Source organism: Roseateles sp. P2_H4, assembly GCF_056403315.1.
On the sequence record NZ_JBFUFR010000003.1, the window covers coordinates 225,520 to 237,496 of the forward strand.

Below are 11,977 nucleotides of genomic sequence, written 5' to 3' on the forward strand. Positions count from 1 at the left end.
TCAGCGGTAGCGCGCCAGCATGCGCTGGATGCTGCCGTCGCTGACGAGGCGGTCCAGCACCTGGGCCACCTCGGCGAAGGGCACGCCCGAGCGCGGCGAGAAGGCGCAGCGCGCATCGAACTGGGCGATGACCCAGGCGATGCGCACCGGCGCGTCCGGCTGCTCGTGCAGGAAGAACTGCAGCGAAGTCTTTTCGACGAGGGCATAGCGCACCTTGCCGGCGGCCAGGCGACGCAGGTTGGCCGCCATGCTGGGCACGTCCGAGCGCCTGAACCATTTGCCCAGGGCCTGCTCGGCGCGCGGGTAGTTGTAGCCCTGCACCGTGCCCAGGGGCTGGCTGGCCAGTTGCTCCAGCGTCTTCAGCGCGGGTGCATCGGCATGGGCGGCGACCAGGCTGGCGTCGGGGATGAGGCCGCGCGTCCAGCGGAAATCGCCCTGCAGCCATTCAGGCAGCACGAAGCAGACGGCATCGGCCTCGCCGGCGAGCAGGGCGGCGCTGACCCGCGTGCCGGCCAGGGGGATGAAGCGGGCCGGTCTGTCCAGCCGGGTCGCGATCAGTTCGCCCAGGTCCTTGGCGATGCCGCCGACGAGCTGCCCCTTGGCATCGAAGTCGGCAATCGGCAGCGCGTTGTTGGTCGCCGCGGCAAAACGCAAAGGAGGCGCTGACTGCGCCGCTGCCGTGCCCGCGAGCACGGTGGCCAGCAGCAGCGCCGCCAGACGTCTCACGGCCTGACGAGCTCCAGCAGCCGGTCCAGCCCGCCGTCGTTGATCGCGATGCGGGTCTGCTCGCGCACCTTGGGCTTGGCGTGGTAGGCCACCGACAGGCCGGCCGCGCCCATCATGGGCAGGTCATTGGCGCCGTCGCCGACGGCTATCGCCTGGTCGGCGCTGCAGCCGATCGCCCGGCAGCTCTGCAGCAGCATCAAGCGCTTCTGCTCGCCGTCGCAGATGTCGCCCCAGTCCTGCATGACGACGCGGCCGGTGAGGGCGCCGCCGTCGATCTCCAGCTCGTTGCTGCGCACGAAGTCCATGCCGAGTTCGGCCGCGACAAAGCGCGTGAAGAAGGTGAAGCCACCGGAGACGAGCACGAGCTTGAGCCCGGCTGTCTTCAGCGCCGCACACAGCTCGCGCGCGCCAGGGTTGAATGTGAGGCGCTCGGCCAGCACGCGGTCCAGCACCGTGGCGGGCACGCCGGCGAGGATGGCCAGACGGCGGCGCAGGCTGTCCTTGAAGTCGGTGATCTCGCCGCGCATGGCCGCCTCGGTGATGGCGGCGACCTCGGTTCCCTTGCCGGCCAGCGCGGCGATCTCGTCGATGCACTCGATGCTGATCAGCGTCGAGTCCATGTCGAAGGCGGCGAGCTTGAAATGGGACAGCGGCGGCAGTGCAGGGCCGTCGCGCAGGACAAGGCCGTCGGAAGCGGGAGAGATCACGGAGTCGGGTTAGGGCAGGCCATCGATGGCCCGCATTATCCCGGTGCGCTCAGGCCCGGCGTCGGGCGGCCAGCAAGGCCAGGCCGCCAAGCAGCAGGGCGGCGCCGGCGGGTTCGGGCACGGTGGTCGTCTGCAGGTCGAGCTGGAAGAAGGCCTGGCTCGACAACGGCAGGTTGCGCATGTCGACCTGGATGCTGTCGGCCGAGGCGGTGATGCGCGACAGCGTCAGGCCGACGATATTGGTCTGCAACTGCAGATTGACGATCTGCGGGCCACTGGGCTGCAGGACGAAGTTGAAGCGGTTGATGTCGATGTCGTCAAAGCCGCTGCCCGGCCCGACGTAGTCGTAACGGATGCCGCTGTCGAACAAGTCCAGGGTTTGCGTCGGCGAGGTCAGCACCTGGCAGATCTGGGCGACGCCCGGGCAACTGATCTCCACGCCGCTGCCAACGAGGACGTTGTCGATCGTGTGGAGTCCGTTGCCGCCATTGATGAAGTCGTAGCGCACGTCGACCGACGTGCCCGTCAGCCCGGTGGCGCCCGCCAGGGCGGGCAGCAGGGCGGCAACAACGAAAGCCAGCTTCTTCATCACGGTCTCCAGGCAGCGGGTGGCGCAGTCTAGGCAGCACTTCGAGCGCCCGCAGCCCCTAGCTTGAGACGGTGCGGAGACGCTGGCCGCGCACAGTGCGCCAGTCCCTCAGCCGTGGAGCCCGCTCATGTCTCGCCTCGCCTCTGTTTCCGCCGCCGGCCTTGCGCTGGCCCTCGCCACGCATGCCACAGCTTCGGGCCTGAGCCTGCAGATCGGTGACTTCCATGCCACCGACTGGAGCCTGCTGCAGATCACCGACGATGGCCCGGCCGACGCCAATATGGTCATCGACGCCAACCTGGGTAACCCGGGCTCGCACTGGGTGATCAGCTATGTCACGCCGAGCAGCCCCGGCCTGTCCAGCTCGACGAACCGGCTGGGCGCCTTCTACACGGCGCTGGCCTACGACCCGGCGCAGTCGGGCGCGCTGCAGAAGCTGGAGTTCAGTGCCGACATCCGCGGGCTGTCCAGCAGCTTTGCCTTCGACACGCTCGGCAGCATCCGCCCGGCGCTGATGCAGAACGGCGTGACCTACACCGTCGTCGGCAGCGACCTCGTGACCGGCAAGGCGATGATCCAGCCCGACTACCTGTCGAAGCACTGGTCCTTCGCGGCCACGGCGGCCGACTGGGTGCCACCGGTGGCCGGGTCTGCGCAGCGCCCCGACTTCAGCGCGGGCGCGCTGCCGATCTACGTGGGCTTCCGCTACACGCTGGGCACCAGTTGCAACAGCGCCAACGGCTGCACCGGCGGCAGCGCCTTCCTCAGCCTGGACAACTTCTCGGCCACGCTGACGCCGATGGCCGCGGCTGTGCCGGAGCCCTCGACCTGGATGTTGCTGGTGGCGGGCCTGGGCCTGACCCTGCTGCGCCGCCGCCGCGGCTGAAGCACACTGCTCGGCATGCTCAAGCTGCTGGGAGTGCCGACCTGGCAGGCCGGTGCCGCCGAAACACCGCTGCCCGCCACGCTGCCGGGTTGCCTGCTGATCCATCTGGCCTGCACAGGCCAATGGGCGGAGCGCGGCCAGCTCGCCGCGCTGTTCTGGCCCGACGCCGAGCGCGAGCAGGCCCGCCACCATCTGCGCATCAACCTGCACCGCCTGCGCCAGCTGCTGGCGGGCTTCGGCCAGGCCGACGCGCTGGTGGCCGAGCGCCAACGCGTCTACCTGCAGCTGCCGCACGATCTGGCGCTGCTGGAGATGGCCTGCGCCGAGGCCGACGGCGCCGAACTGCTGGCCCGACCGGCCGCGGCCTGGCTGCAGGGCTTCAGGTTTGCCGGCTTCGACGAGTTCTGGCGCTGGGCCGACGACCATGGCGCCTTGCTGCAGCGCCGCTGGGACGACGCCGCCCGCCGTGCGCTGCGGCGTGTCGGCAGCGCCGCCTGGCAGTCACCGCTGCGGGCCTTGCTGGAGCAGGGCGGGGCGCCTGAGCCCGCCGCCGACGAGGTCTTGTGCGGACGGGCCGACTGGCTGGGCCAGGTCCGCCGCGAGGCCGCACCGGCCCTGGTGCTGCTGGGCGAAGCTGGCGTGGGCAAGACCAGCGTGCTGAAGGCGGCCTTCCCCGGCGCACCGCTGCTGCAGGGCCGCGAGGGGCTGGCGCAGATGCCCTACCGCCCCGTCGTCGAGCTGCTGCTGCCGCGCCTGGACACGCTGCGCGCGCTGCTGCGCCAACCCGAGCGCGGCCTGGCCGCCTACCGGCTGGACCTGGCGCGGCTGCTGCCCGAACTGGCCGTCGACGAAGCCTTGCCACCGCTGGACGCACTGAGCGCGCGTGCCCGGCTGCTGGAGGCGCTGGCGCGTGTGCTGGAGGCCTTGGGCCCGGTGCTGCTGGTCGACGACCTGCAATGGGTGGACGCGGCCAGCCTGGAGCTGCTGGCCCTGCTGAGCCACCGTGGCCGGCTGCACTGGCGCGGCGCGGCACGCGGTGAGGAGCTGCCGGCGGAACATCGCCAGTGGCTGTCCCGCCAGCAGGACCTGCGTTGCCTGGCCCTGCCGGGGCTGGCGCTGGACGCCGTGCGGCAACTGCTGGACCGCGCCGGCCAGAACAGTGCCGATGCGCCAGCCCTGCTCGCGGCCAGCCACGGCAATGCCTTCGTGCTGGGCGAGCTGCTGCGCGCGCGGGCCGAAGGCGTGGCCGTCTCGCCGCGTGTGCGCGAGTTGCTGCTGCGGCGTTGGCAGGCCTTGAGCCCTGCTGCGCGCGGCCTGATCGGTGCGGCCGCCGTGCTGGCCCGGCCGCTGCCGCTGGCGGTGCTGGGCAGCGTCGCTGCTGTGGCCGACGGCGAGCAACTGCCCGCGGCCCGCCAGGCCCTCGAGGCGGCCCTGCTGCGCGAGGAGGCCGATGGCGGCCTGCAGTGCCGACACGATCTGGTGCGTGAGGCGGTGCTCGCCGTGCTGCCGGCGTTTGAAGCGCAGTCGCTGCGCCAGCGCGCCGCACTGGCGCTGGGCGCGCGCGCCGAGGGCGCGGCCGAGCCGCTGGCCGTGGCCGCCCTGTGGGAGGCCGCCGGAGAGGCGCAGACGGCATTGGCCTGGCTGCACCGCGGCGCCGCCCAGCAGAAGCTGCGCGGCCGCTACGACCAGGCCCAGGCGCTGTGGCAGCGCGTCGCGGCCGAGTCGCGCGAGCCGGCCCTGGCGCTGCAGGCGCGGCTGAGCCTGGCCGAATGTGCGCTGCTGCATGACCTGCCCGCCGGGCGCCAGGCGCTGCAGCAGGTGCTGGAGCTGGCCGGCGCGGTGGCCGACCCGGCGCAGCGCGAGCAGATCGAGGGCCAGGCGCTGGCCGGCCTGATCGACAACGCGGTGTTCTCGGGCGACCTGGCCCAGGCCGCCGCGCTGGCGGAGCGCCTGCGGCCGCTGCTGCCGCGCCTGGCGCTGGCCGAGCGTTGCAATGCCTGCGAGGTGCTCATCGAGCTGGCCATGCGCGAGCCCGACATCCCCGCCGCCTGGGCCCTGCTCGGGCAGTTGCGCCAGCTGGCGCCGGCACGGCCCTCGCTGCTGAGCTACGAGGGCCAGATCCACTGGTTCGGCGGCCAGGTGCGGGCCGCGCGCGATGCCTTCGAGCTGCTGCTCGACCGCCACCCCGACTACTGCCGCGGCCTGACGATAGAGAGCGACCTGGGCGTCATGCTGCAGGCCCTGGGGGAGCTGGCCCGCGCCGAAGCCATGGCGCGGCGCAGCCTGCTGAGCTGGGAGGGCGTGGCGCACACCGAGACGCTGGCCCTGCTGATGCTGGGCCTGACGCTTACGAGTGCCGGCCGCTACGGCGAGGCCCGCGGCGTGCTGGACCGCGCGCTGGAACTGGGCCGCTCGCAAGGCTCGGCGCTGTTCGAGGCCGAGGCACTGACACGGCGTGCGCGGCTGTACTGGCAGAGTGGTCGCATCGACCTCGCCGCGGCCGACCTGGCCGTCGCCGAGCCGCTGCTGGCCGAGAGTCGCGACCCGCTGCGCGTGTCGCACCTGGCCTGGCTGCGCGGCCTGCTGCGCCAAGCCCAGGGCTTGCCGCCCGACCCGGCGTTGGCAGAGCGCCTGCGTGCATTGACGCAGCGCAGCCAGCATCCGCTGCTGCTGATCCGCCTGGCGCGGCTGGAACTGCTGGCCGGCGATGCGGGCGCCGCGGCCCGCCAGGTGGCCATCGCGCGTGACGCCGGCCTGCTGGAGCCGCTGGCCGAGGGCCTGCTGCTGCAGGCCCTCACCCTGCCGGCCCGCGACGCGCGGCCGCTGCTGCTGGAGGCCGTGGAGCTGGCGCAGCACCAGGGCTTCACGGAGCTGCAGGGCCGCGCCGATGCGGCCCTGCGCGGGGTGCTCAGTCTGCCTTGATCGGCTGGCCCAGCAGCCTCAGCACCTCGCGCACGGCCTGGGCGCGGTCCTGCGGGCTGGAGAGAGCCTTCTCCACGCGCAGCTTCTCGTTGCCGACCAGCTTGATGTTGCGGTTCTTCTGCACCAGCTCGATGACGCGCATCGGGTCGATGGGCGGGTTGGGTCTGAAGTTGATGTTGATCAGCGCCGGCGACGCGTCGATCTTGGCCACGCCATAGGGCTTGGCCAGCACGCGCAGGCGGTGGGTGTCGAACAGCGTCTGGCCCTGGTTGGGCAGCTTGCCGAAGCGGTCGGTGATCTCCTCCAGCATGGCGTCGATCTGCTCGTTCTTCTCGGCCGTGGCCAGGCGCTTGTAAAGGCTCAGCCGCACCTGCACGTCGCCGCAGTAGGCGTCGGGCAGCAGGGCCGGGGCGTGCAGGTTGATCTCGGTGGTGGCAGCAAAGGGCGACAGCAGGTCGGGCTCGCGGCCGGCCTTGAGGGACCGCACGGCTTCGCTGAGCATGTCGTTGTAGAGCTGGAAACCCACCTCCATCATGTTGCCGCTCTGGTGTTCGCCCAGCATCTCGCCGGCGCCGCGAATCTCCAGGTCGTGCATGGCGAGGTAGAAGCCCGAGCCCAGCTCCTCCATGGCCTGGATCGCGTCCAGGCGCTGCAGGGCCTGCTTGGTGAGGCCCTGCATGTCGGGCACCATCAGATAGGCATAGGCCTGGTGGTGGCTGCGGCCGACGCGGCCGCGCAGCTGGTGCAACTGGGCCAGGCCGAACTTGTCGGCGCGGGCAATGATGATGGTGTTCGCTGAAGGCACGTCGATGCCGGTCTCGATGATGGTCGAGCACAGCAGCAGGTTGTGCTTGCCGGCGACGAACTCGCGCATGACGCGCTCCAGCTCGCGTTCCGGCATCTGGCCGTGGGCGATGACGATGCGCGCCTCCGGCACCAGCTCCTCGAGCTTCTGGCGCCGGTTCTCGATGGTCTCGACCTCGTTGTGCAGGAAATAGACCTGGCCGCCGCGCTTCAACTCGCGCAGCACGGCCTCGCGGATGGTGCCGCTGCTCTCGGCGCGCACAAAGGTCTTGATGGCCAGGCGGCGCTGCGGGGCGGTGGCGATGACCGACAGGTCGCGCAGGCCTTCCAGCGCCATGCCGAGCGTGCGGGGAATCGGCGTGGCGGTCAGCGTCAGCACGTCGACCTCGGCGCGCATGGCCTTCATGGCCTCCTTGTGGCGCACGCCGAAGCGGTGCTCCTCGTCGATGACCAGCAGGCCCAGGCGGTTGAACTTGACGTCGGCGGACAGCAGCTTGTGCGTGCCGACGACGATGTCCAGCGTGCCGTCGGCAATGCCCTCCATCGCCGCCTTGATCTCCTTGGCGGAGCGGAAGCGGCTCATCTCCGCCACCTTGACCGGCCAGGCGCCGAAGCGGTCGACGATGTTCTGGTAATGCTGCTCGGCCAGCAGCGTCGTCGGCGCCAGGATGGCGACCTGCTTGCCGCCCATGACGGCGACGAAGGCCGCGCGCAGCGCCACCTCGGTCTTGCCGAAGCCCACGTCGCCGCAGACCAGGCGGTCCATGGGCTTGGGGCTGATCATGTCCTGGATGACGGCGTGGATGGCGGCGCGCTGGTCGGGCGTTTCCTCGAAGCCGAAGCTGGCGGCAAAGGCCTCGTAGTCGTGGCCCGAGTAGCGGAAGGCATGGCCCTCGCGGGCCGCACGGCGGGCATAGAGGTTGAGCAGCTCGGCGGCCGTGTCGCGCACCTGCTCGGCGGCCTTGCGCTTGGCCTTTTCCCACTGGCCCGAGCCCAGCTTGTGCAGCGGCGCTTCCTCGGCGCTCACGCCGGTGTAGCGGCCGATCAGGTGCAGCTGGGCCACCGGCACATACAGCGTGGCCTTGTCGGCGTACTCCAGGTGCAGGAACTCCGAACTGCCGTCGCCCACGTCGATGTTGACCAAGCCCTGGTAGCGCCCGATGCCGTGGTTGATGTGCACGACGGGGTCGCCCACCTTCAGCTCGGACAGGTCCTTGATCAGCGCGTTGACGTCGCTGACCTGCTCCTGCTTGCGCCGGCGCCGCGTGGTGGGCGTCGTCGCGAACAGCTCGGTCTCGGTGAAGAGCTGGACCGGGTGCTCGGCGTCGTTCCAGAAGAAGCCCTCGGCCAGCGGCGCGGCCGTGATGGCGAACTTCTCGCCACCCTTGCCCTGGGCGAAGAACTCCGCCAGGTCCTTGACGGAGGGCGTGTCGATCTTGCTGTCGCGCAGCTGCTCCAGCAGGCTCTCGCGCCGGCCTTCGCTCTCGGCCAGCAGCAGCACGCGCTGCGGCGTGGCCTTGAGATGGGCCGCCAGGCGGGCCAGCGGTTCCTGCGCGCCACGCTCGACGCTGATGTCGGGCAGCGGCCGCGCGAAGTCGACCGGGTCGGTCCCGCGCACCGACAGCACGGCGTGCGAGTGCGTCAGGCCAAAGAAGTCTTCGGCCGTCAGGAAGATCTCGGTCGGCGGCAGCAGCGGCCTCTCGGGGTCGTGCTGCAGGAAGCGGTGGCGCTCCCGCGTGTCGGTCCAGAAGCGCTGGATGGCCTCGTCGACCTCACCGTGCAGGGCCAGGCCGGCTTCGCCACCGAGATAGTCGAAGACGGTGGCGGTCTGCTCGAAGAACACCGGCAGGTAGTACTCGATGCCGCCTGAGGCGATGCCGTCGCCGATGTCGCGGTAGATGCGCGCCTTGCTCGGGTCGCCATCCATCTTCTCGCGCCAGCGCTCGCGGAACTTCTTGCGCGCCACCTCGTCCATCGGGAACTCGCGGCCGGGCAGCAGGCGCACGTCGGGCACCGGGTAGAGGCTGCGCTGGGTGTCGGGGTCGAAGGTGCGGATGGAATCGACCTCGTCGCCGAACAGGTCGACGCGGTAGGGCACGGCCGAGCCCATCGGGAACAGGTCGATGAGGCCGCCGCGCACGGCGTACTCGCCGGGCTGCACGACCTGGCTGACGTTGGTGTAGCCGGCCAGCGTCAGCTGCGAGCGCAGCGAGGCCTCGTCGAGCCGCTGTTTCTGCTTGAAATTGAAGGTCGTGCCGGCCAGAAAGCTCGGCGGCGCCAGACGGGTCAGTGCGGTCGACGCCGGCATCAGCACCACGTCGATGCTTTTCGTTTTTTTGCTTTGCAGCAGCTCCCACAGCGTGGCCAGGCGCTCGGAGATCAGGTCCTGGTGGGGGCTGAAGCTGTCGTAGGGCAGGGTCTCCCAGTCGGGGAAGACGGCGATCTTGAGCTCGGGCGCGAAGACCTTCAGCTCGTCTTCCAGGCGCTGCGTGTCGCCCGGCTCGGCGGTGAAGATGGCGGCCAGCCGTCCGGCGTCGCGCTGCTGCTGCACGAAGCGGGCGAGCAGCAGGGCGTCGGCGGAGCCGACGGGGCGGGGGTGGGTGAACTTCTTGCCTGGCTGGATTGCCGGCAGCGACGGAAGACTCATGCGTACCTACAAACGACAACAGCCCCGCAAAGGCGGGGCAAGGGCCTGTTGACACCACGGCGATGGGCCGCGTTGCGACCAGAAAAGTCGCGAGCAAGGCGCAAACCGCAGCCGGGTTGGTCACCCGGCGAAGATTTGCAACGCCGCGCGCGGCTTTTCTGGTCACAACCCTCCGGGAAGGCCATCTGCCAGGGCCACTCTGCGTTGCACCGCTTGCCCGCACATGAGTGCGGGCGGCACGTTGCGCCTTGATTGGCCCTGGCGGCTGGCCTTCGCGGCCCATTGCCGTGGTGTTAACAGGCCCGCGATTCTAGGGAAGCCATGTCCTTTGGCTTGTCAGCAGGGACCTCGCTAGCATCGCGGCCTTCAACCGGAGACTCCATGCGCCGTCGTCACGCCCTGAGCCTGCTCGCGATTTCCCTGTCCCTGAGCCTGCCCGCCTGGGCCGCCCCCTCTGAGAGCGAACGCTTCCACCAATGGCTGGACGCCCAGTGGGAGCTGACGCTGCAGCGCCAGCCCGTCCTCGCCACGTCGCTGGGCGACCCGCGCTACAACGACCGCCTCGTCGACAACACGACGGCCGCCTACCGCGCCCAGGCCAAGCGCGACGTGCAGGACCAGCTCAAGGGCCTGGCCGGCTTCCAAAAAGCCAAGCTCGACCCCAAGGACCGCGTCTCCTACAGCATCCTCAAGCTCGACCTGGAGCAGAGCCTGGCCGGCGAGCGCTTCCCGGACTGGATGCAGCCCATCAGCCAGATCGGTGGCACGCCGAGCTTTCTGGCGCAGATGGGCACGGGCCAGTCCATCCAGCCCTTCAGGACGACCAAGGACTACGACGACTGGCTCAAGCGCCTGGCGCTGGCCGTGCCGCTGTTCGACGGCACGATCGGCAATATGCGCGACGGCCTCAAGGCCGGCGTGACCCAGCCGCGCGCCGTCATGGAGAAGGTGCTGCCGCAACTGACGGCACTCGCCGTGGCCGACCCCGAGCAAAGCCTGTTCTGGGGGCCGATCAAGAACTTCCCCGACGCCGTGCCGGCCGCCGACCGCGAGCGCATCACTGCCGAGATGCGCAAGCTGCTGTCCACCGGCGTGCTGCCCGCCTATGCGCGCCTGCTGGCCTTTGTGCGCGACGAGTACACGCCCAAGGCGCGCAAGAGCACCGGCTGGTCGGCCCTGCCGGACGGCAAGGCCTGGTATGCCTGGCGCGTGCAGCAGTCCACCACGCTGAAGCTGTCGCCGGACCAGATCCATGCCATCGGCCTGAAGGAGGTCGCGCGCATCCTGGGCGAGATGGAGGGCGTGCGCAAGCAGGTCGGCTTCCAGGGTGACCTGAAGGCCTTCTTCCGGTATCTGCAGGACGACCCCAAGTTCTATTACGCCAAGCCCGAAGAGCTGCTGGCCGGCTATCGCGACCTGCAGAAGAGGATCAACGGCCTGACGCCCAAGCTCTTCGACATCGCGCCCAAGGCCGACTACGAGGTCAAGGAGGTCGAGGCCTTCCGCGCCGAGAGCGCGGCCGGCGCGTCCTACCAGAACGGCACGACCGACGGCTCCCGGCCGGGCGTCTTCTACGTCAACACCTTCAACCTGAAGGCCCAGCCCATCTTCGGCATGGAGACCTTGTCTCTGCACGAAGCCTCACCGGGCCACCACTTCCAGATCTCCATCGCACAGGAAGATGGCACGCTGCCGGCCTTCCGCCGTTTCGGCAGCAACTACACCGCCTATGTGGAAGGCTGGGCGCTGTACGCCGAGAGCCTGGGCAAGGAGCTGGGTCTCTTCACCGACCCCTACCAGTGGTATGGCCGCCTGTCCGACGAGCAGCTGCGCGCCATGCGCCTGGTGGTGGACACCGGCCTGCACCACAAGGGCTGGAGCCGTGAACGCGCGATCCAGTTCATGCTGGACAACTCCTCCATGGCCGAGAGCGACGTCGTCTCCGAGGTCGAGCGCTACATCGTCTGGCCCGGCCAGGCCCTGGGCTACAAGATCGGCCAGTTGGAGATCACCAAGCTGCGCGCCGAGGCCGAGAAAGCGCTCGGCCCGAAGTTCGACATCAAGGGCTTCCACCGCGTCGTGCTGACGGCCGGCCAGGTGCCCTTGCCGGTGCTGCGCGAGCTGATCATGGAGTGGGTCAAGTCCAGGCGTTGATCCGGCCGTCGGCCGGCCCTGCGGCCTGTCCCTGCCGGCGTGCAGCCCGTCGCGGCGGCGTCGCGGGCCGGGCCGACGGCGCATAGCCTGAGCGCATCCATCCACAACGCTCAGGGGATAGCCCTCATGAACAAGCGCCATGTCCTCGCCGGCCTCGCCCTCGTGCTGGCCACCTCGGCCGCCCTGGCCGGAGACGGCAACAAGGAATTCAGCATGGGCATCCAGGGCAACGCCCGCACCGAGGCGGCCGACGTGGGCCTGCCGGTGTACGCGGGTGCCGTGCCCTTCAAGGAGGGCGGTGATGACAAGGCCGGCGTCAGCTTGGGCGCCTGGGCCGGCGGCTTCGGGCTGCAGATCCATGCACTGAAGTTCCGCAGCGCCGCGTCGCCCGAGCGCGTGGCGGCCTTCTATGTGAAGGCCCTGGGACGCTACGGCGAGGTGCTGGACTGCCGCGAGCCGGCCAACCGCATCAAGCCGCCCAAGGACTCCGACAAGCTCAGCTGCGAGGCCAGCGCGCCCAAGGCTGGCGATCTGGAATACCG

8 protein-coding genes are annotated in these 11,977 nt (G+C 70.1%); 4 read left to right on the plus strand and 4 right to left on the minus strand.

Going from position 1 to position 11,977, the window contains the following annotated elements:
* The 3 genes from AC1DW3_RS03910 to AC1DW3_RS03920 are packed head-to-tail and all read right to left on the minus strand — an operon-like array spanning position 1 to position 2,022.
* Positions 1-726, minus strand: a complete 726-nt coding sequence (locus tag AC1DW3_RS03910; protein WP_477928759.1) for a substrate-binding periplasmic protein — start codon at positions 724-726, stop codon at positions 1-3.
* A complete protein-coding gene (serB, locus tag AC1DW3_RS03915; RefSeq protein ID WP_477928777.1) occupies positions 723-1,430 on the minus strand; it encodes a phosphoserine phosphatase SerB in 708 nt (235 codons plus the stop codon). Before serB ends, AC1DW3_RS03910 begins: the two co-directional genes overlap by 4 nt.
* A gap of 52 nt (positions 1,431-1,482) precedes the next feature.
* Positions 1,483-2,022 carry a PEP-CTERM sorting domain-containing protein gene (locus AC1DW3_RS03920; RefSeq protein WP_477928760.1) on the minus strand — a complete coding sequence of 180 codons (540 nt, stop codon included), beginning with the start codon at positions 2,020-2,022 and terminating at the stop codon, positions 1,483-1,485.
* A gap of 127 nt (positions 2,023-2,149) precedes the next feature.
* On the opposite strand from AC1DW3_RS03920, the gene AC1DW3_RS03925 reads away from it, so the two are divergent.
* On the plus strand, positions 2,150-2,908 hold the full coding sequence (locus AC1DW3_RS03925; protein WP_477928761.1) for a PEP-CTERM sorting domain-containing protein: 759 nt from the start codon (positions 2,150-2,152) through the stop codon (positions 2,906-2,908).
* Between the two features lie 15 nt (positions 2,909-2,923).
* Complete coding sequence (locus tag AC1DW3_RS03930; protein ID WP_477928762.1) at positions 2,924-5,830, plus strand: AAA family ATPase; 2,907 nt, start codon at positions 2,924-2,926, stop codon at positions 5,828-5,830.
* Here AC1DW3_RS03930 and mfd read toward each other — a convergent pair.
* Positions 5,817-9,281 (minus strand): transcription-repair coupling factor, encoded by a 3,465-nt coding sequence (gene mfd, locus AC1DW3_RS03935; RefSeq protein WP_477928764.1) that lies wholly within the window; start codon positions 9,279-9,281, stop codon positions 5,817-5,819. The two genes, AC1DW3_RS03930 and mfd, sit on opposite strands and share 14 nt — an antisense overlap.
* A 381-nt stretch (positions 9,282-9,662) precedes the next feature.
* Here mfd and AC1DW3_RS03940 point away from each other — a divergent pair, with 381 nt between their 5' ends.
* Together AC1DW3_RS03940 and AC1DW3_RS03945 are read left to right on the plus strand one after the other, a co-directional pair.
* Positions 9,663-11,435: a DUF885 domain-containing protein gene (locus AC1DW3_RS03940; RefSeq protein WP_477928765.1), complete on the plus strand. Its 1,773-nt coding sequence runs from the start codon at positions 9,663-9,665 to the stop codon at positions 11,433-11,435.
* Positions 11,436-11,561: 126 nt separating this feature from the next.
* Positions 11,562-11,977, plus strand: a 416-nt coding sequence (locus tag AC1DW3_RS03945) for a hypothetical protein (RefSeq protein ID WP_477928767.1), incomplete at its 3' end; no start/stop codon positions are given.

Coding starts and splice junctions, on each gene's coding strand:
- AC1DW3_RS03920 (WP_477928760.1), bottom strand. CDS start 2,022: ATGAAGAAGCTGGCTTTCGTTGTTGCCGCCCTGCTGCCCGCCCTGGCG.
- AC1DW3_RS03925 (WP_477928761.1), top strand. CDS start 2,150: ATGTCTCGCCTCGCCTCTGTTTCCGCCGCCGGCCTTGCGCTGGCCCTC.
- AC1DW3_RS03930 (WP_477928762.1), top strand. CDS start 2,924: ATGCTCAAGCTGCTGGGAGTGCCGACCTGGCAGGCCGGTGCCGCCGAA.
- mfd (WP_477928764.1), bottom strand. CDS start 9,281: ATGAGTCTTCCGTCGCTGCCGGCAATCCAGCCAGGCAAGAAGTTCACC.
- AC1DW3_RS03940 (WP_477928765.1), top strand. CDS start 9,663: ATGCGCCGTCGTCACGCCCTGAGCCTGCTCGCGATTTCCCTGTCCCTG.